General features: G+C 63.7%; 18 protein-coding genes. 13 read left to right on the plus strand and 5 right to left on the minus strand.

Going from position 1 to position 18248, the window contains the following annotated elements; all coding sequences use genetic code 11:
• Positions 1-67 precede the first annotated feature (67 nt).
• The 4 genes from QMG46_RS11620 to QMG46_RS11635 all read left to right on the plus strand — a co-directional run bounded on the left by QMG46_RS11620 (position 68) and on the right by QMG46_RS11635 (position 5286).
• Entirely contained in the window at positions 68-2413 is a 2346-nt protein-coding gene (locus QMG46_RS11620; protein ID WP_281852677.1) for a motility hub landmark protein FimV, read from the plus strand.
• A gap of 424 nt (positions 2414-2837) precedes the next feature.
• Entirely contained in the window at positions 2838-3608 is a 771-nt protein-coding gene (gene truA / locus QMG46_RS11625; protein ID WP_281852678.1) for a tRNA pseudouridine(38-40) synthase TruA, read from the plus strand.
• The gene (locus QMG46_RS11630) at positions 3605-4228 is read left to right on the plus strand and encodes a phosphoribosylanthranilate isomerase (protein WP_281852679.1); all 624 of its coding nucleotides are present in this window, start codon (positions 3605-3607) and stop codon (positions 4226-4228) included. Before truA ends, QMG46_RS11630 begins: the two co-directional genes overlap by 4 nt.
• Before the next feature lie 56 nt (positions 4229-4284).
• Entirely contained in the window at positions 4285-5286 is a 1002-nt protein-coding gene (locus QMG46_RS11635) for a cupin-like domain-containing protein (RefSeq protein ID WP_281852680.1), read from the plus strand.
• Here QMG46_RS11635 and QMG46_RS11640 read toward each other — a convergent pair.
• Positions 5277-6170, minus strand: a complete 894-nt coding sequence (locus tag QMG46_RS11640) for a LysR family transcriptional regulator (protein ID WP_281852681.1) — start codon at positions 6168-6170, stop codon at positions 5277-5279. The genes QMG46_RS11635 and QMG46_RS11640 overlap by 10 nt on opposite strands.
• 114 nt (positions 6171-6284) lie before the next feature.
• Here QMG46_RS11640 and trpB point away from each other — a divergent pair, with 114 nt between their 5' ends.
• Genes trpB through accD form a run of 3 tightly spaced genes read left to right on the plus strand, consistent with a single transcriptional unit; the run spans position 6285 to position 9208 of the window.
• Positions 6285-7496: a tryptophan synthase subunit beta gene (gene trpB / locus QMG46_RS11645; protein ID WP_281852682.1), complete on the plus strand. Its 1212-nt coding sequence runs from the start codon at positions 6285-6287 to the stop codon at positions 7494-7496.
• Complete coding sequence (gene trpA, locus QMG46_RS11650) at positions 7493-8293, plus strand: tryptophan synthase subunit alpha (protein ID WP_281852683.1); 801 nt, start codon at positions 7493-7495, stop codon at positions 8291-8293. Before trpB ends, trpA begins: the two co-directional genes overlap by 4 nt.
• Positions 8294-8338: 45 nt before the next feature.
• On the plus strand, positions 8339-9208 hold the full coding sequence (gene accD, locus QMG46_RS11655; protein ID WP_281852684.1) for an acetyl-CoA carboxylase, carboxyltransferase subunit beta: 870 nt from the start codon (positions 8339-8341) through the stop codon (positions 9206-9208).
• A 563-nt stretch (positions 9209-9771) separates the two neighbouring features.
• Here accD and QMG46_RS11660 read toward each other — a convergent pair.
• Together QMG46_RS11660 and QMG46_RS11665 are read right to left on the minus strand one after the other, a co-directional pair.
• Positions 9772-10323 carry a phosphatase PAP2 family protein gene (locus tag QMG46_RS11660; protein ID WP_281852685.1) on the minus strand — a complete coding sequence of 184 codons (552 nt, stop codon included), beginning with the start codon at positions 10321-10323 and terminating at the stop codon, positions 9772-9774.
• Positions 10295-11452: a glycosyltransferase family 4 protein gene (locus tag QMG46_RS11665; protein ID WP_281852686.1), complete on the minus strand. Its 1158-nt coding sequence runs from the start codon at positions 11450-11452 to the stop codon at positions 10295-10297. The genes QMG46_RS11660 and QMG46_RS11665 overlap by 29 nt, the downstream gene beginning before the upstream one ends.
• Positions 11453-11637: 185 nt before the next feature.
• Here QMG46_RS11665 and QMG46_RS11670 point away from each other — a divergent pair, with 185 nt between their 5' ends.
• Entirely contained in the window at positions 11638-12072 is a 435-nt protein-coding gene (locus QMG46_RS11670; RefSeq protein ID WP_281852687.1) for a DUF4399 domain-containing protein, read from the plus strand.
• Between the two features lie 210 nt (positions 12073-12282).
• On the opposite strand, the gene QMG46_RS11675 is transcribed toward QMG46_RS11670, so the two are convergent.
• Complete coding sequence (locus tag QMG46_RS11675; protein WP_281852688.1) at positions 12283-13791, minus strand: FAD-dependent oxidoreductase; 1509 nt, start codon at positions 13789-13791, stop codon at positions 12283-12285.
• 76 nt (positions 13792-13867) lie between these two features.
• Between QMG46_RS11675 and QMG46_RS11680 the strand changes: the two genes are divergently transcribed.
• Entirely contained in the window at positions 13868-14524 is a 657-nt protein-coding gene (locus QMG46_RS11680) for a TetR/AcrR family transcriptional regulator C-terminal domain-containing protein (protein ID WP_281852689.1), read from the plus strand.
• Here the strand turns inward: QMG46_RS11680 and QMG46_RS11685 are convergent.
• Positions 14509-15243: a transporter gene (locus tag QMG46_RS11685; RefSeq protein WP_281852690.1), complete on the minus strand. Its 735-nt coding sequence runs from the start codon at positions 15241-15243 to the stop codon at positions 14509-14511. The two genes, QMG46_RS11680 and QMG46_RS11685, sit on opposite strands and share 16 nt — an antisense overlap.
• A gap of 79 nt (positions 15244-15322) precedes the next feature.
• Here QMG46_RS11685 and gltX point away from each other — a divergent pair, with 79 nt between their 5' ends.
• The 4 genes from gltX (at position 15323) to QMG46_RS11705 (ending at position 18219) form a co-directional block, all read left to right on the plus strand.
• The gene (gene gltX, locus QMG46_RS11690) at positions 15323-16726 is read left to right on the plus strand and encodes a glutamate--tRNA ligase (RefSeq protein ID WP_281852691.1); all 1404 of its coding nucleotides are present in this window, start codon (positions 15323-15325) and stop codon (positions 16724-16726) included.
• Between the two features lie 51 nt (positions 16727-16777).
• A complete protein-coding gene (locus tag QMG46_RS11695) occupies positions 16778-17059 on the plus strand; it encodes a hypothetical protein (protein WP_281852692.1) in 282 nt (93 codons plus the stop codon).
• A gap of 25 nt (positions 17060-17084) precedes the next feature.
• Positions 17085-17597, plus strand: coding sequence for a transcriptional repressor (locus QMG46_RS11700; protein ID WP_281852693.1), 513 nt, complete (start codon positions 17085-17087; stop codon positions 17595-17597).
• 196 nt (positions 17598-17793) lie between these two features.
• Entirely contained in the window at positions 17794-18219 is a 426-nt protein-coding gene (locus QMG46_RS11705) for a MerC domain-containing protein (protein WP_281852694.1), read from the plus strand.
• Positions 18220-18248 lie beyond the last annotated feature (29 nt).

Below are 18248 nucleotides of genomic sequence, written 5' to 3' on the forward strand. Positions count from 1 at the left end.
CGTCATGCCACCGTCTTGGGTGGTTGGCTATAAAAAAGGTCACGGGGCCGTTCGGGGGAACCAAACGATGAATCGTTCGTTGAAGCTGTCGATGTTGCTGGCGCTGGCACTTGGCAGCAGCCAGGCGGCAGCGCTGGAACTGGGACAGATCCAGATCAAGTCTGCACTTGGCCAGCCCCTGGTGGCGGACATTCCGATCAAGCCGGACCATGCCGGTGAGCTCGATCACCTGACCGCCCAATTGGCCTCCGCCGAGGACTTTTCTCGTGCTGGCGTGGTAGCGCCGCAGGTGCTGCTGCAATTTGCCGTCGTGGACGGTAGCGGTGGTCAGAAGCTGATCCGCGTGACCAGCAGCGCGCCGGTCAATGACCCCTACCTGGACATTCTGGTCGAGTTGAATACGGGCAGCAGCAAGAGCGTGCGTGAGTTCGCCGTGCTGCTGGACCCGCCGGCCGGCGCCGTCACCCAGGCTCCGGCGGCCAGTGCGCCTAGCTCTCGCCATGCCGCCGCGCCCACGCGCAGCACGCGTGCCGCGGCTGCCCCGGCCGCAGCTCCCGCACCTGCACCCGCCCAGCCCAAGCATGCAGCCGCCAGCGCCGCCAGTACGGCCGCCGACGGCGGCAAGGTCACGGTCGAGCGTGGCCAGACCTTGTCCGGTATCGCCAAGCAGTCGCTGACGGGCGGTGTGGATATCAACCAGTTGCTGATGGCCTACAAGCAGGCCAACCCGGATGCGTTCTATCGCGACAATATCAACGCGCTCAAGACCGGCGCGGTGTTGCGCGTGCCGACCAAGGACGAAGCCAATGCCGTAGCCGCTGCCGCTGCCCTGGCCGAGGTTCAGCGCCAGAACAGCGATTGGCGCTCCGGTGCCGCTCGTAACCCGACCAGCGTGGCCGATGCCGGCACGCGCGCGAATGCGACGACCTCGCCGACCAAGAGCACGAGCGGCGATCACCTGGCCCTGGTCCCGGCCAAGGACGGCGGTCAAGGCGGCAAGACCAGCAAGGCCGACGTCAGCGCATTGCATCAGGACTTGCAGCGTAGCCAGGAGCAGCTCACTTCCCTCGCACAGCAGGGCAACGAGCTCAAGTCGCGCCTGAAAGACCTCGAAGACATCAACAGCAAGAACGAGCGTCTGCTCGCGCTGAAGGACAACCAGATCGCCGAGCTGCAGCAAAAGCTCGCCGATGCGCGCAAGGCGGCCGGCATGCCCGCGGCCGCGCCGGTCAAGGCGCCGGTCGAGGAAAACAAGACCATCGTGACGGCCGCTTCGCAGCAGCCTGCCAAGCCGGCCACGACGCCCGCGGCCATCACGCCGCCGGTACCGGCCGCCGCCGCCACGACGCACACGGCGGCCGTGACGCCGGCAGTAAACACGCCGGCCCATGCAGCCACCACGCAACCGGTGGCCAGTCAGCCGGCCGCGCCGGTCAAGCCCGCCGTCAAGCCGACGCCGAAGCCGGTAACGCCGCCTCCGGTCGAAGAAGAGCCCTGGTTCATGCAGACCTGGGCGTGGGCAGCAGGCGCGGGCCTGGTCGTGCTGCTCGCCTTGCTCGCGCTGTTGCGCCGTCGCAAGGCTGCGCCTGCGGTCGCTGCCGTCGGCGGCGGTTCGTCGCTGGCCGATCGCTTCGGCGCGGCGCCGCCGTTTGGCGAAGAAGATATCGATCAGGAAGAACTGCTCGACCAGTTGGCCGAGCACCCGGACGACATTGGCCTGCACCTGGAGCTGGTGAGCCTGTACTACAGCCGCCGCGACGTGGAGCATTTCGAGGCCGCCGCCGAAGCGATGCACGCGCACATCACCGACTCGCAGCAGCCGGAGTGGCAGGATGTCGTGCACATGGGCGAAGACCTGGTGCCGAACCACCCGCTGTTCGCCAACGGCCACGCCGGCCAGGTGCTGGGCGATGACGAGCGCGCCGCGCTGCATCACTTCGATCTGGACAAGTACGCCTCGGGCAACACGCCGGCCGCACCGGTGATGCCGCCGCCGATTCCGAGCCAGAAGGTGAGCGAGTACCACTTCGATTTCAACCTGACGCCGCACCCGATCGCGCCGCCTGTTGCGCACGAACCGCGTGATATTCCACAGCACGAAACGGCACCGTTGGTCGATACGGCGCAGTCGCATTCGAGCTGGGAATTTGCCGAGGACGATGCCTTGCAGGCGGAGCCGGCGAGCACGGGCCACCATGCGCACGAGAACGACGAGCTTTCGCACGACAGTTATCCGTCGCACGAGATCGGCAGCTTCAGCGACGACCCGATCGACACCAAGCTCGATCTGGCGCGTGCCTACCTCGACATGGGCGATCCCGATGGCGCCCGTGCGATGCTCGAAGAAGTGCTGCACGAAGGTACGCAGATGCAGAAGGATACGGCCCAGCGGTTGCTTGACGATCTGCATTGATCTGATGCGTTGAATGTAAAAAAGCCGGCTCTAAGCCGGCTTTTTTTATGTGTGAGATCGAGCGGCAGGCTCGCTTCGCGTCGCCTCTTGCGCCCCCTCACCCCAGCCCTCTCCCCCGGCAAAGCCAGGGGAGAGGGAGTCAAGTTGCGCAAGTGCGAAATACTAAGGTTTGACTCAGTCAGCTCCCTCTCCCCTGGCTTTGCCGGGGGAGAGGGCTGGGGTGAGGGGGGCTTCTAAAATCTCGCCCCAGTTTTCCACAGCCACTGTGGATGCCACCTTGGTAAGCCTGTGGAAAAGCCACATTCGATGCTTTACCGACAAGTACTTAGTACGGCTTGATCATGATCTGCTCATGGATACCCGTCCGGCTGCACATACCGGCCTGTTAACCTAGTCACCCCTCATGTACTCAAGCGTAGTTCCCATGCGTATCGCCCTGGGCGTCGAATACGACGGCACCGACTTCTCCGGCTGGCAGCGCCTGAGCCATGGCGCGACCGTGCAGGGAGCGCTGGAGCGGGCGCTGAGCTTCGTTGCCGCGCATCCGGTCGAAGTCACTTGCGCCGGTCGTACCGACGCAGGCGTGCACGGCCGTTGCCAGGTAGTGCATTTCGACACCGAGGTGACGCGCGATCCGCGTGGCTGGGTGCTTGGTGCGTGTTCGAACCTGCCGTCCACCGTCGCGGTGCTGTGGGCGCAGGTCGTGCCGGACGATTTTCATGCACGCTTTTCCGCACGCAGCCGTCGCTATCGTTATCGCATCCTCAATCGCCCGGTGCGTGCCGCACTCGACGCGCGCTATGTCACCTGGGAGCGGCACCCGCTCGATGCGCTGCGGATGCATCAGGCGGCGCAGGCGTTGATTGGCGAGCACGACTTCACGGCTTTTCGCGCGGTGTCCTGTCAGGCTGCACATGCGCGTCGCGAATTGATCGCTGTCAGTCTGCATAGGGAGGGCGAACAGGTGATCATGGATATCGAGGCCAACGCGTTCCTGCATCACATGGTGCGCAATATCGTCGGTTCGTTGTTACCGATCGGACGTGGCGAGCAGCCGGTCGAATGGATGGCCGAGCTGCTGGCTGGGCGCGATCGCGAAGTGGCCGGTCCCACGGCGCCATCGTCGGGATTGACCTTTTTAGGCCCGCGCTACGAAGCGCACTGGGCATTGCCCAAGGAGGTAAGTCAGTCATGAGGACTCGAATCAAATGCTGTGGCATGACCCGGCCTGAAGACGCCTTGCTCGCGGCCAGGCTTGGAGCCGATGCGATCGGCGTGGTCTTTACCGCGCGCAGCAAGCGTCGGGTTACGCTCGGGCAGGCGCAGGCGATTCGCGAAGTGCTGCCGCCGTTCGTGCACGTGGTGGCGCTGTTCATGGACGATGACGCCGCGGACGTCGACGCCGTCAACGACAGTCTGCGGCCGGACTACCTGCAGTTTCACGGCAGCGAATCGGAGGCCTGGTGTGCCCAGTTCGGACGGCCCTATCTCAAGGCGATCGCCATGGGCGGCGCCACTGGCGTACCCGAAAGCCTCGGTGACTATCCGCGCGCGGCAGCCTTGCTGCTCGACGGGCATGGCCTGGGCGAGGCCGGCGGTAGTGGCAAGACCTTCGACTGGTCGTCGATGCCGCGCAATCTCACGCAGCCCCTGATACTCGCCGGCGGCCTGACACCGGGCAATGTCGCCGAGGCCGTGCGTATTGCGCGGCCGTGGGCGGTGGATGTGTCCAGCGGCGTCGAGTCGGCGCCCGGGATCAAGGACGCGCATAAGCTTGAAAGCTTTATCCGGGCCGTACGCAACGCGGATGGCTGAGCCATCGCGGGCACGCTAGCATGCGTGCTCGTGCCGCTGCGTAGCCCAGGTAGCCCATGCCCTCAGCGATGGAAGAGTTCCGCTTCACCGGCCAGGACGATGCGCTGGAACGTATCGTCGCGCGCGAACGTCCGCTGGTCATTCGTGGCCTGGTGAAGGATTGGCCGATTGTCGCGGCGGCTGCGCAGTCGGACGTCGCCTTTGCCAGGATGCTGGCCGGTTTCGACAACGGCACGCCGGTCGATGCCCTGGTCATGCCGGCCAGTGAAGAGGGTGCCATCGGTTACAGCGCCGACGGTGCCGGCTTCAATTTCGAGCACCATCGCGCTTCCGTATCGCAGGGCTTGAACAAGCTGCTGACATTGGACGACCACGATGCGCCCGGTGTGGCGATGCAGAGCGCCCCCATTGCCGGCTGCCTGCCGGGGTTTCTCGATCAGCACGCCGTGCCTTTCCTGGGTGAGCAGATCAAGCCTCGCATCTGGATCGGCAATCGCGTGACCACGCCGGCGCATTTCGACGAGTATCACAACATTGCCTGCGTCGTATGCGGCGTACGGCGTTTCACGCTGTTCGCGCCGGAGCAGATCGGCAATCTCTACATCGGCCCGCTCGACTACGCGCCCACCGGTGCGGCCATCAGCATGGCGCGACTGGATCGTCCCGACGATCCGCGTTATCCGCGACTCAAGCTGGCGCTTCAGAACGCTGTCGTCGCCGATCTCGAGCCGGGTGACGCGATCTATATCCCGCCGATGTGGTGGCACCACGTGGCGTCGCTGAAAAAGCTCAACGCGCTGGTCAATTACTGGTGGAAGCGCGAGAGTGGCAACGGGCTGGTTCCGCAGACGCGTCTGGGCGGCCTGCTGCATGCGATCCTGTTGTACAAGTCGCTGCCACCGAGCGAGCGCGAAGCATGGCGCGTGCTGTTCGATCACTATGTCTTCGGCGACGAAGATCCTGCCGGGCATATCCCGCAAGCGCGCCGTGGCGCGCTGGGTGACCTGGATGCCGATCAGTCGGCCAAGTTGCTCGAAACCATTCGCCGTTATTTGTGAGTTTCCAGCTCGCGCCGCAACCAGGCGACAAGCGCCGCGCTGCGCGCATCGCTCGCGCGTTGCGGTAACGCCAGGATCCAACGGGCGGATGTTTGCGCGAATCCCCACGGAGCAACGAGGCGGCCGGCGGCAAGATCGTCGGCGACCAGCGGCTCGGGCGCGATCGCCACGCCCAGCCCGGCAATCGCCGCTTCAAGCAGGTAGTAAAGGTGCTCGAAGCCCGCGCCAAAATGCAGCCACTCTACCGCCAGCCCGGCGTTGCCTGCCCATTCGGGCCAGGCTTGCGGTCGCGAAGCGGTATACAGCAAGGGTTCGTCCTGCAGACATGCGGCCGGCTGATCTTTCAGCGCGGCATAGCCGGCATAGCGCGGACTGAGCACCGGGCCAATACGCTCGGGCGCCAGCCCATGGATGCGCCAGCCGGGAGGGAACGGTGCGCCGGCAAGCATCAATGCAGCATCGAGGCCGGCGAGGGTCGGCGAAAACGGCTCTTCCTGAGCGGACAGGTGCAGCGTGAAACCAGGCAGGTCCCGGCCCAGGCGATCCAGCCGTGGGATCACCCAGCGCGCCAGCAGGCTGCTTGGGCAACCGAGTACAAAGGGCCGTGCATCGTCCTGCCGCAATGCGGCCCAATCCTCGCGCAGTTGCCCGAATACGGCGACAGCACTGTCGCGCAATTGCTGACCCGCCGCGGTCAAGGCGATACCACGCCCTTGGCGCACCAGCAAAGGCCTGCCGAGCGCTTCTTCCAGTGCGTGCAACTGCCGGCTGACCGCGCCATGGGTCACATGCAGTTCCTGCGCGGCCCGGCTTACGCTTTCCAGCCGGGCGGTCGCCTCGAAGGCGCGCAACGCATTCAGCGGGGGCAGGTCGCGATCGGCCATTGGTGAGTTTTTCTGACAGATTGCAGAGATCTTATCGCTTTTCATCGAGCTGGGATAAGCATCTAATATGCAGATCGATGTAGTTAACGACAGTTTTTTGCACAGGAAAGGCCGATGCCCAAGATCGAAGATTTCCATCACTGGCCCGACGAACACGGCCGTTTCGGCGATTTTGGCGGGCAGTACGTCGCCGAGACGCTGATGGCGCCGCTGGCCGAGTTGACCGAGGCCTATCTGCGCTTGCGCGACGACCCGGAATTCATTGCCGAGCTCGACCGCGACCTAAAGCACTACGTTGGCCGACCCAGCCCGATCTATCACGCCGAGCGTTTGTCCAGTCACGTCGGCGGCGCGCGCATCCTGCTCAAGCGCGAAGACCTCAATCACACCGGCGCGCACAAGATCAACAACACCGTCGGCCAGGCCCTGGTCGCCAAGCGCATGGGCAAGCCGCGCATCATCGCCGAGACCGGTGCGGGGCAGCATGGCGTGGCCAGCGCGACGGTGGCGGCGCGGCTCGGTTTGAAGTGCGTGGTCTACATGGGCGCCGTGGATATCGAACGGCAGAAGATCAATGTCTATCGCATGAAGCTGCTGGGTGCCGAAGTGGTGCCAGTGACGTCCGGTTCGAAAACGCTCAAGGATGCGCTCAACGAAGCCATGCGCGACTGGGTGACGAATGTTGCCGATACCTTCTACATCATCGGCACGGTGGCGGGGCCGCATCCGTATCCGCTGATGGTGCGTGATTTCAACGCCATCGTCGGACGTGAAGCGCGTGCGCAGATGCTCGAACAATACGGCCGCTTGCCTGATGTACTCACTGCCTGCGTCGGCGGCGGCTCGAATGCGATCGGTCTGTTCCACGCGTTCTTGAACGACAAGGACGTGCGTATCGTCGGTGCCGAAGCGGCGGGCGAGGGCATTGCCAGCGGTCACCACGCCGCATCGCTGGCCGCGGGCCGTCCCGGTGTGCTGCACGGCAATCGCACCTATGTGCTGTGCGACGACGACGGTCAGATCATCGAGACGCATTCGGTGTCCGCCGGCCTGGATTATCCGGGCGTCGGGCCCGAGCATGCCTTTCTGAAAGATGCCGGCCGTGCGGAGTATGTCGGCGTCACCGACGACGAAGCACTGGAAGCATTCCATCTGCTGGCGCGCACCGAAGGCATTCTGGCTGCGCTCGAATCCAGTCATGCCGTAGCGCAGGCGATCAAGCTGGCGCGCGGCATGAGCAAGGACCAGATCGTGCTGTGCAATTTGTCCGGCCGTGGCGACAAGGACGTGCACACGATTGCTGCGCGTGAAGGAGTTGAGGTATGAGCCGTATCGATCGCCGCTTTGCCGCGCTCAAGCAAGCCGGCCGCACCGGGCTGATTCCCTTCGTCACGGCGGGCGATCCGTCGCCCGAACACGCCGTCGTGCTGATGCATGCGCTGGTCGAAGCCGGTGCCGACGTGATCGAGCTGGGCGTGCCGTTTTCCGACCCGATGGCCGATGGCCCGGTGATCCAGCACGCCAGCGAGCGTGCCATCGCCAAGGGCGTGGGTCTGGCGCAGGTGCTCGGCTGGGTCAGCGAGTTCCGCCAGCGCGATGCCGATACGCCGATCGTGTTGATGGGGTATCTGAACCCGGTCGAGATTCACGGCTACGGGCGTTTTGCCGCCGAAGCCAAGGCCGCCGGGGTCGACGGCGTACTGCTGGTGGATTGCCCGCTGGAAGAGTCCGCTGTGCTCCAGCCCTTGCGCGACGCCGGCTTGCAGCAGATCCTGCTGGCCGCGCCGACCACCGCACCCGCGCGTATGGCGCAGCTATGCGGGGCCGCGGAGGGTTTCCTGTATTATGTCTCGTTTGCCGGCATCACCGGCGCGGGCCATTTGAGCACCCGCGATATCGCTGCCCGCGTGGCCGATATCCGGAGCCGCGCCAAGACGCCGGTGGCGGTAGGCTTTGGTGTGCGCGATGCGCAAAGCGCCAAGGAGATCGCTAGCTTTGCCGATGCGGTGGTGATCGGCAGTGCGTTGGTCGACCGGCTCTCAGGGGCGGCGACGGCTCACGAGGTCGCCACGCGAGCGCGGGAGTTCCTGCACCCGATCCGCACGGCGCTGGATGCACACTGAAACGACTTCCGGGTCGTTTCGGCCCGGAACGTTTGAGGTGTTGCGATGAACTGGCTGCAAAAAATCATGACTCCGCGCGAGCGCGCGCAGAACTCCGCCGCTGGTAAGGGCAAGGTGCCCGAAGGTGTGTGGGAGAAATGTGGCGGTTGTGGTGCGGTGCTGTATCGGCCGGAGCTGGAACGTAACCTGATGGTCTGCCCCAAGTGCGGGCATCACCATGCCATAGAGGCGCGTGCGCGTCTTAATGCCTTCCTCGACGAAGGCAGTGCGCAGGAGTTGTGGGCCAGCATGGAGCCCACCGATCCGCTGAAATTCCGCGACTCGAAAAAATACCGCGACCGCATCGTCGCCGCGCAGAAGTCCACCGGCGAGAAAGACGCGCTGCTGGCGATGAGCGGCAAGCTCAAGGGACGTCCGCTGATGGCGGTGGCGTTTGAGTTCAACTACATGGGCGGTTCGATGGGCTCGGTCGTGGGCGAGAAATTCACTCGTGCCGCCGAACGTGCGCTTGCCGATCGCAGTGCCCTGGTGTGCTTCTCCGCCACCGGCGGTGCACGCATGCAGGAAGCGCTGTTCTCGCTGATGCAGATGGCCAAGACCTCTGCCGCGCTCGCGCGCATGCGCGATGCCGGCGTGCCCTATATCAGCGTGTTGACGCATCCGACCACCGGTGGCGTTTCGGCCAGCCTGGGCATGTTGGGCGATCTCAACGTGGCCGAACCGAAGGCGCTGATCGGCTTTGCCGGCCCGCGTGTGATCGAGCAGACCGTGCGCGAAACGCTGCCCGAAGGCTTCCAGCGTTCGGAGTTCCTGGTCGAGCACGGTGCCATCGACATGATCGTTGATCGTCGCGAAATGCGTGACAAGCTGGCCGATGTGCTGGGCTTGTTGATGAAGGCGCCGCGCGCTGCCTGATCGACCACATCATCGTGGTGGTATCGACGCCTTCGCCGTTCGCGGCGAGGGCGTTTTCATTTGCGCAGTTGTCCACAGCCGCTGCGGATGTCGTGGGCGTAAGCCTGTGGACAAACGCAGTTCATGGCTTTGCCAACAACGACTTGCTACACGCTGATCACTGCGTGAACACCACAGGTCATTTGTAGGAGCGACTTCAGTCGCGACCGCGGCCTGTATGCCGCGATTGAAGAGAGCTCCATAAACCCCTCCCAATCGTCATTCCGGCCTTCGCCGGGATGACGGGTAGGTGGGTTTTTCGAGACTCCCCGAAGTCGTTGCAAGTTGTCCACAGCATGTGTGGATGATGCTTGGGTAAGCCTGTGGACAAGCACGATTCATGGCTTTACCAACAACGACTTGCTACACGCTGATCACTGCGTGAGCACATCACGCTACGCGCAGCAGCGACTTGTCCACAGCGTTTGTGGATGTCACACAGGTAAACCTGTGGAAAAGTGGTCTATCTCGTTGACGTCGCTCGCAACACTGACGCGCTGCGCAAACTTTGCACAGCGCGCGAATTACATCAGCGAGGAGACATACAGCGACAAGCTGCCCAGACCGCTGCCGATCGCGATGGCAGCCAGCACGTCGCTCGGATAATGCAGGCCGAGAATCACGCGCGATGCGGCGACCAGCACCGTAAAGCTCAGCAGCAATGGCGCAAGCACGGGGTACCAGGCCAGCGCGACGACGGTGAACGCGACGGCTTGCAGCGTGTGGCCGGAGGGAAAGCTGAACTCATCGAGCGGCGGCACGTGGGCAATGACGCCCGGGCAATTGCGGAAGGGGCGCGGGCGCCGTGTCCAGCGCTTCAGCAAGCGATACAGCATCAACGCGGTCAGCCCGGTCGCGGCCATCTGCAAGGCGGCGAGTCGGCCATGACGGCCGTCGACCAGGGCGAGCAGCAGCATCAGCGAATACCAGAACACTCCATCGCCCAGGCGGCTGATGATGCCGAAGAACACGCCGACGGCCCGCCGGGCACCCCAATGATTCGCGGCGACGCAAAGCCGCCGGTCGATGGCGAACCGCGGCAGTGCGTCAGACGGCGGCAGCGGCGTGGTGCTCATGAGCGTTCTCCTCACCGAGTCGGCGCAGCAATGTTTCGAATTCGCGGATGACTGCTTCCGGAGAAAGATTGATCACGCTTTCGCGCGCGGTCTTGCCAAGCATGTGCAACTGTTTCGGCTGAGCGGCCAGCGTGGCCGCCGCTTCAATAAAGGCGGTCTCGTTGCCGCTGGCGATGCAGTGGCCATTGACGCCGGTGAACAGGTGCTCGCGGGCAGCACCCTCTTCATAGGCCACGACCGGCAGGCCGGCGGAAAGCGCTTCGAGAATCACGTTGCCGAAGGTTTCGCTGAGCGAGGGGAAGACGAACATGTCGGCACTGGCGTAATGCCGCGCCAGGGCTTCGCCGCGCAGCATGCCGGCAAAAATAAAGTCGGGATGGTTGCGCTGCAGCGCTTCGCGCGCCGGACCGTCGCCGACCCACACATAGCGCGCTTGCGGCACGCGCTGCTGGATCGCGCGGAAGCTGCGCACGGCGAGATCCAGATTTTTTTCAGCAGCGATACGTCCGACGTACAGCACCACTGGCGTTGTTTCGTCGACCTGCCAACTGGCTCGCAGGGAAGCATCGCGATATTCAGGATTGAACATCTGCGTGTCGACCGCGCGGCGCAGCAGGCGCGCGGTCGATACGCCCAGCGCGGTCAGTTCGTTGGCGAGCGCATCGGTCGGCACGAGGGTGGCCGATGCGCGATTGTGGAAGTTGCGCAGGTAGTTGCGCACCATCGGCGTCAGGAAGCCGACGCCGTAGTGATCGGCATAGGTGTCGAAGCGGGTATGAAAGCCGGTGGCGACAGGGATGCCCATGCTCTTGGCGGCGCGTACGGCCGACCAGCCAAGCGGGCCTTCGGTGGCCACATAGATCGCGTCCGGACGCTGTCGACTCCAGCGCTGGCGAAGATGTCGGCCGGCTGGTAGCCCAAAACGCAGGCCCGGGTAGCGTGGCAGGGCCGCGCCGCGGACTTCCAGCGTATCGATGCCGGGCTCGTCGTCGAAAGACGTCGACTGGCGGGGACGAATCAGGTCGACGCTGTGTCCGTGCGCGGCAAGGCCGGCAGCGAGACTATGCACGGTCAGTGCAACGCCGTTGATTTCGGGTGGATAAGTCTCGCTGACAATGCCGATGCGCATTAGGAAGTTTCGGTCGCTGGCCCGGCGTAGATTCGTCGCAGGGCATTGCGCAGGCATGGCGTCCCGGTTACATAGTGGTGACGGCTGTCACGGCAGTTACAAATAAGCGGGCGTACGGGCCGGCTTTGCCATGGCAGGGTTATTACACTCCATAGCCTCTCCCCCACATCACCTGGAGTCTCTCGATGAAACGCATCCTGTTTGCCCTGGCGCTGACCTCGCTTACTGCGGCGGCCTTTGCCGCCGATGCTCCTGGCCTTCCGGTGACCAAAGCGCCGGCCGGTGCAGAGGTCTATATTGTCTCGCCCAAGGACGGTGCCACCGTCGGCCAGTCGGTGACCGTCGTCTTTGGCCTCAAGGGCATGGGCGTGGCACCCGCGGGCGTCAAGAAGGAAGGGACCGGCCATCACCACCTGCTGGTCGACGTGAAGGAACTGCCGACCGCCGGCCAGCCGATTCCCAAAGACGACACGCACCTGCACTTCGGCAACGGCCAGACCGAAACCACGATCAAGCTGGCGCCCGGCACGCATACGCTGCAGCTGGAGCTGGCCGACGAGAACCATATCCCGTTCGACCCGGCGATCGTTTCGAAGAAGATCACGGTGCATGTGAAGTAACGTTGCGGTCTTCTGTGGGAGAGGTCTTGGCGAGCACCCGGCCCCCTCACCCCAACCCTCTCCCCCGGCAAAGCCAGGGGAGAGGGGGCAGGTTTCGCAAGTGAAGAAACACTGAGGCATCCTCAATCAGCTCCCTCTCCCCTGGCTTTGCCGGGGGAGAGGGTTGGGGTAAGGGGGCTTTTAGGCCCTCAACCTCCCACGCTCCAAGCATCACGCCAGCAGCAGCGACAAGTACTGCTCTACCGGCAAAGCCGATCGATCCTGAGTAGCCAGCCCGATATAGCCATCAGGGCGCACGACAAACAGCGCGCTTCCATCCACACCATAAGCGGCGGTTGCATAGCCTGCGGTATCCGCAAGCCCATCGCCGATGGCCACGATGTTCAATGCATCGCCATGGCGCACACGCAACGCTTCGAGCATCGCATCCCATCCCTCACCAAAAGCCAGCACGGTAATGTGAGGGCCACGGAAAAGATCAAACAGACGATGCTCTCCCTGCGCATCGCGCAAGCCGGGCGCATCCGGCGCACGGTCGCCGGCGCGCAGCGAGCCAGGTTCCATGCGCAGCTCGCGGCTTAGCGCCCCATGGCGGTAATGGATCCCTAGCTGCAAGGTTTCTTCATCGCGCCTGCCGGCAATGCGCTGATCGTTGAAGGTCTGCAGATGCAGTTTGCTCGACAGCCCCAGCAGCCATTGGGCCACCGGCAGTCGCTCTTCTTCGTAGCTATCGAGCAGTGCCTGATCGGCGCCACGAAGCACCGCAGCCAGCTTCCAGCCCAGGTTGTACGCATCCTGGATACCGGTATTCATCCCCTGGCCGCCCGCGGGGGAATGTACATGCGCCGCGTCGCCGGCCAGGAACAGCCGGCCGACACGGTAGTGATCGACCATGCGCACGTTGGCGCGCCATAGCGACATCCAGGTGGGGTCGGACAGCACGATATCCGTACGGCCGCTGCGCTCCTGAACGATGCGCTGGAATGCCTGGAGCGACGGTTCCTCGTCAAAAGCCGGTCCAATGCTTGCCTGACATTGAAACTGCTGTGTGCCGGGGAGGGGACACAGTGCGACAAACCCGTCGTTGCCACGCCAGGTATGCCAGTGATCGCGGTCCAGACCGGTGGCGCTGACGTCGCCAACCAGCATGCGATGTGTCTCGATGGTCTCGCCATCGAAGGCAATGCCGGCCAGCTTGCGCGTTGTACTGCGCCCACCATCGCAACCGACCACATAAGCGCTGCGCACCTGCTCGGTGCGGCCATCGGCATGCGTGAGTGTAGCTGTCACACCATCGAGGTCCTGCTCGACCGCCGTGAGGGATACGCCGTATTCCACCTGCCCACCGAGTGCCAGCATGCGTTCGCGGATCGCCTTCTCCACGCGCCACTGGGGAATCAGCATCGACGATGCATAGGGGACATCGGGCCGCGGATGGCGGCCGGCATGCAGATCCGTGTCCTCGTGGCCGCCGTCGGCGCGATAGAAGCGAATCGGCAGGTGGAAGCGGCCATCGCGCAAAAGCTCTTCGGCAACGCCCAGGTCCTCAAGCACTTCAAGGCTGCGCGGCTGGGTGCCCTTGCCGCGCGAGCCGCGGAACGGCTCCGGGGCGGCATCGATCAGGCGGAACGAAATGTGGCGGCGGGCCAGGTCGCAGGCCAGGGTGAGGCCGGTGGGGCCTGCGCCAACAATCAGTACTTCCGGCGTAAAGGGATGCATCGTCGACTCCAATCTAACATTGTTAGTCTGTACAATCTAACACGGTTAGACATTGACTAACAACGTTAGAGGCGCCATGAAAGTCGCACGCGAACCGGTAGTTCAGGCCGGATTGAAGCTCCTGAACGAGGTAGGCCTGGAAGGACTGACCCTGCGTGGCATTGCCGCCGAACTGGGCGTCAAGGCGCCCAGCCTCTATTGGCGCTTCAAGAGCAAGCAGGATTTGATCGACGAGATGGCGACCGAGGTGCTCGCAGGGTTGGTTCCCGGTCTGGTGAATGACGGTCCGCCGAAGGGCTGGCGCGCCGGTTGCCTGAATTTCAGTCTGGCCTTGCGTGCGGCCTTGCTGCGCTATCGCGATGGCGCCCGCATGGTCGGCGGCTCGCACATGCGCGATGGCAGCCTGTATCAGCCGATGGAGCGAATCCTTGAAGCTTTCCAGGGAGAAGGCATTGCGCCGTCGGACGCGACCGCCTGCCTGGGCACCGTCTACAGCTATGTGATCGGTTTTACGCTGGAGCAGCAGGCGGTGCTGTCGCCCACCGGCGAACGCGATCCGCGTTATGCGCTGGAAGCGCGCGAGCAACGAGTGGATGCGGAGCGATTTCCGCTCACCCGCAGCATCGGTGCGGATCTGTTCGATGGCTACGACGAGCGGTTCGAGCGTGGCGTACGCATGATCGTGGATGGGTTTGCCGCGTCGCTTGCGCGCCCGGATCAGCGGCCGAAGTAGATCGCCACGCCCAATCCGCCTTCCCAATCGTTGGCATGTCCGGCGATGCGCCGGCGCCATGAAACGTCGAACTGCAGGCGCGGATTCGGTAACCAGGTAAAGCCGTTGCCGATCTGCATGCCGTTCTGCCCGTCGCCATGCAGTCCCGCGATCTCGCCATACACGCCCCAGGCCTTGGTGATCGCATAGTTGTAGTCGGCGGCGGCAATGAAGTTGCTTTGCCCGCCCATCTGCTGCGCCTGAGCGAAATAACTCCACTGTTGCTTGTCGTCCACCTGTTGCTGCACGGCAAGCCCCAGCGTGTACTGACGGCGATCATTGCGGATGTCGCGGGCACCATCGGTGAATTCGACCGTGCCCAACAGAGCCCAACTCCAGTTCGGATCGGAGGAGGGCAGGCCGAGCTTCAACCCCAGCGAGCTGTCGCCATGGCCGTAGCTCACCTGTGAGCTCCCCTGGCCGCTCTGACTCAGCCGGTTGAATGGCGAACTGCCCAGCTGCAGCTCCAGGTTGGCGCCCAGGCCGATGCGCAGCAGGCTGTCGGTGGTGTACTGGCTACTGCGCACGCCGTCATCGTGGCTCAGCGTCCAGGTCGGCAGGCCCTGTTCATAGGCAAAACCGCCGCGTCCCAGGGCGCTTGGCGCAAAGCCATAGCCGGGCCGGTCGTAGCTGGGCTCGTCATCGGCCCAGGCCGGCGTGGCCAGACATAGCGTCGCCATGATTATCAGCTGGCTACGGAGAACGCGGCCATATCCGTTAAAATCCACCATTCACCTTGCGCTCCCCATAGACATCCTGATGACCGTACGCACCCGCTTTGCCCCCAGTCCCACCGGCTTCCTGCACATCGGTGGTGCACGCACCGCCTTGTATTGCTGGCTGGAAGCGCGCCGCCGCGGCGGCCAGTTCGTGCTGCGCATCGAGGATACCGACCGCGAGCGGTCGACGGACGAAGCCGTCAAGGCGATTCTCGACGCGATGCATTGGCTGGAGCTGGATGCTGACGAGGCGCCGATCTATCAGACGCATCGCCTGGCCCGCTACAAGCAGGTCGCCGACGAACTGCTCGCTGCCGGTAAAGCTTATTACGCCTACGAAAGCAAAGACGAGATCGAGGCGATGCGCGAGGCGGCGATGGCGCGTGGCGAGAAGCCGCGCTACAACGGCTATTACCGCGAGCGCAACGAGCCCCTGCGCGACGATCCCAACCGGGTCATCCGTTTCAAGAACCCGCTCGAAGGCACGGTGGTGTTCGACGACAAGGTCAAGGGTCGGGTGGAGTGGGCTAATGCCGAGCTGGACGATCTGGTGATCTTTCGCTCGGACGGCTGGCCTACCTATAACTTCGCCGTGGTCGTCGACGATATCGACATGGGCATCACCGAGGTGATCCGCGGCGACGATCATGTCAACAACACGCCGCGCCAGATCAATATCTATCATGCGCTCGGTGCCGCCGTGCCGGAGTTCGCGCACCTGCCGATGATCCTCGACCAGGAAGGCAAGAAGCTGTCCAAGCGCACCAACTCGGTCAGCGTGATGGAGTATCGCGACGCCGGCTTCCTGCCGCATGCGCTGCTCAATTACCTGGTGCGGCTGGGCTGGTCGCATGGCGACCAGGAAATCTTCTCGCGTGAGGAGATGGTCAGGCTGTTCGATATCGGCGATGTCAACAAGGCCGCTTCGCGCTTCGACGTCGAAAAGCTCGCCTGGCTCAACCAGCATTACCTCAAGACCGATACGCCCGAGTCGATCGTGCCGGAGTTCACCTGGCATCTCGAGCGCGCGGGTGTCGATTTCAGCAAGGGCCCGGCGCCCGCCGATGTGATCGTCGCCTTGCGCGATCGCGTGCAGACGCTGAAGGAAATGACTGAGCGCGCGAAGATCTGGTACGGCCCGATCGTCGAGTGGGACGACAAGGCGGTGGCCAAGCATCTGCAGAACGATAGCGCCATCGGCGTGCTGGAGGCGGCGCGTGCCGGCCTGGTCGCGTTGACCGAATGGACACCTGCCGCGATCCACGGCGTGGTCGAACAGGTCGCCACGTCGCTGGCGCTGGGTATGGGCAAGATCGCCCAGCCGTTGCGCGTGGCGATGACCGGTACGCAGGTCTCGCCGTCGATCGACCACACGGTTTATCTGGCTGGCCGCGGGGAAGCGCTTGCGCGCATCGATGTGGCGATCGCCAAGGCCCGGGGCTGATCGCGATGCGTTCATGGCGCCTCGTACGACATGGATCGGGCGAGGCGCTGCATGGATGAGCTGCTGAGTCGTGCCATGCAGGGCGTCGATCCCGACGACCCTGGCGCGTTCTGGAAAGTCTTTTTCAACCTGATGTACCTGGTGCCATGGGCTTCGCTGTTCTGGTGGAGCGTGGCCTTTATCGTGGTCGGGGCGATCCTGGGCTGGTGGCGCGGCCGGCTTTGGCAAGGCGTCTGGCTGGCGGCCTTGCTGGGCCCGATCGGCTGGATTGTCGTGCTGCGCCCAGTCAAGAAGCGGGCCGAACCGCCCCCGCTGCGCCTAAAAGGCAGCTGAACGAGCCCTTATAACCGCCGGTGCTATGATCCGCGTCGAGGTGAATGCATTGACTCAAAGCGCAACCAGTAAAGACCATAGCCATGGGCATCATCATCACGATGACGCAGCCGGCTTCGTGCGCGCCGTCGAAGAGGCCAGCGAAGAGCGCGGGCTGCGTCTGACGCCGCTGCGTAAGGAAGTCCTCGAACTGATCGCGGCGGCGGGCAAGCCGATCAAGGCGTATGACCTGCTCGATCAACTGCGCGAGCGTCATGGCAATGCCGCGCCGCCGACGGTGTACCGCGCACTGGATTTCCTGCTCGAGCATCAGTTCATCCACAAGCTCGAGTCGATCAATGCCTTCGTGTCCTGCCATCATCCGGCCGAGGCGCACCAGGTGCCGTTCCTGATCTGCGATGTCTGCTCGAGTGCGCAGGAAGTCTGCGACGAGCGCGTTGCCGAACTGATCGACGCGCAGGCCAGGGCCTTCGGTTTCCGCGCGCAAGGGCAAACGCTGGAAGTGCACGGCGTGTGCAAGGACTGCCGCAAGAGTTGAGGCGGGTCCAACGTTAAACAGGCGGAGGCGCGATGTAAGGCATCGCGCCTTTTTTATGCGATCGGTTATAGCCTGTTGAGCGTGCGGGCTGCTCGACGGGAGGGCGATGGCGCGCTACCGTCAGAGGTATGGCTTTCTTGCTTGTTACAATATAACATATCGGTTATCCCCTACTGCTTCTGCTGCCCAATCCCCGATGGCCTCCGAGCAAGAAAGCAAAACCCGGTTATGGTCGATTGCCGATCGCATTGGTGCGGCGGCGTCGTTTCTTTGCGCAATCCACTGTGCGGCCTTGCCGTTCGTGCTCGCCTTCCTGCCGCTCATTGGCCTGAGCTTCCTGGGCAGTCATGAGTTCGAGCGGGGCTTTGTGCTGTTCGCCAGTGCTCTGGCCATGTTTGCGCTCGGCAACGGTTATCGCCGCCATCGTCGTCCGCTGCCGCTGTTGCTCGCCTTGCCCGGGCTGATCCTCCTGATCATTGGCGTCACTTTCGCCGAACACTACTCGATCATGCTGCACAGCGTGATGGTGACCTGCGGTGGTTTTCTGCTGGCGGCAGGGCATTTCGTCAACTTGCGCCTGGATCGCCAACTGGGCCATGCGCATCATGGTCATGCGCATTGATGCTTAGCGTTCCATGCGTCGTGATTGTG

Source organism: Dyella sp. GSA-30, assembly GCF_027924605.1.
In the GTDB taxonomy this organism is placed as follows: Bacteria; Pseudomonadota; Gammaproteobacteria; order Xanthomonadales; family Rhodanobacteraceae; genus GSA-30.

Bases quoted from the DNA above. Each gene is read 5' to 3' on its own strand.
- QMG46_RS11660 (WP_281852685.1), bottom strand. From the start codon at position 10,323: ATGAGCACCACGCCGCTGCCGCCGTCTGACGCACTGCCGCGGTTCGCC.
- QMG46_RS11675 (WP_281852688.1), bottom strand. From the start codon at position 13,791: ATGCATCCCTTTACGCCGGAAGTACTGATTGTTGGCGCAGGCCCCACC.
- trpB (WP_281852682.1), top strand. From the start codon at position 6,285: ATGCCCAAGATCGAAGATTTCCATCACTGGCCCGACGAACACGGCCGT.
- QMG46_RS11680 (WP_281852689.1), top strand. From the start codon at position 13,868: ATGAAAGTCGCACGCGAACCGGTAGTTCAGGCCGGATTGAAGCTCCTG.
- QMG46_RS11640 (WP_281852681.1), bottom strand. From the start codon at position 6,170: ATGGCCGATCGCGACCTGCCCCCGCTGAATGCGTTGCGCGCCTTCGAG.
- truA (WP_281852678.1), top strand. From the start codon at position 2,838: ATGCGTATCGCCCTGGGCGTCGAATACGACGGCACCGACTTCTCCGGC.
- QMG46_RS11695 (WP_281852692.1), top strand. From the start codon at position 16,778: ATGGATGAGCTGCTGAGTCGTGCCATGCAGGGCGTCGATCCCGACGAC.
- accD (WP_281852684.1), top strand. From the start codon at position 8,339: ATGAACTGGCTGCAAAAAATCATGACTCCGCGCGAGCGCGCGCAGAAC.
- QMG46_RS11635 (WP_281852680.1), top strand. From the start codon at position 4,285: ATGCCCTCAGCGATGGAAGAGTTCCGCTTCACCGGCCAGGACGATGCG.
- gltX (WP_281852691.1), top strand. From the start codon at position 15,323: ATGACCGTACGCACCCGCTTTGCCCCCAGTCCCACCGGCTTCCTGCAC.
- QMG46_RS11705 (WP_281852694.1), top strand. From the start codon at position 17,794: ATGGCCTCCGAGCAAGAAAGCAAAACCCGGTTATGGTCGATTGCCGAT.
- QMG46_RS11685 (WP_281852690.1), bottom strand. From the start codon at position 15,243: ATGGCGACGCTATGTCTGGCCACGCCGGCCTGGGCCGATGACGAGCCC.
- QMG46_RS11630 (WP_281852679.1), top strand. From the start codon at position 3,605: ATGAGGACTCGAATCAAATGCTGTGGCATGACCCGGCCTGAAGACGCC.
- QMG46_RS11620 (WP_281852677.1), top strand. From the start codon at position 68: ATGAATCGTTCGTTGAAGCTGTCGATGTTGCTGGCGCTGGCACTTGGC.
- trpA (WP_281852683.1), top strand. From the start codon at position 7,493: ATGAGCCGTATCGATCGCCGCTTTGCCGCGCTCAAGCAAGCCGGCCGC.
- QMG46_RS11700 (WP_281852693.1), top strand. From the start codon at position 17,085: ATGATCCGCGTCGAGGTGAATGCATTGACTCAAAGCGCAACCAGTAAA.
- QMG46_RS11665 (WP_281852686.1), bottom strand. From the start codon at position 11,452: ATGCGCATCGGCATTGTCAGCGAGACTTATCCACCCGAAATCAACGGC.
- QMG46_RS11670 (WP_281852687.1), top strand. From the start codon at position 11,638: ATGAAACGCATCCTGTTTGCCCTGGCGCTGACCTCGCTTACTGCGGCG.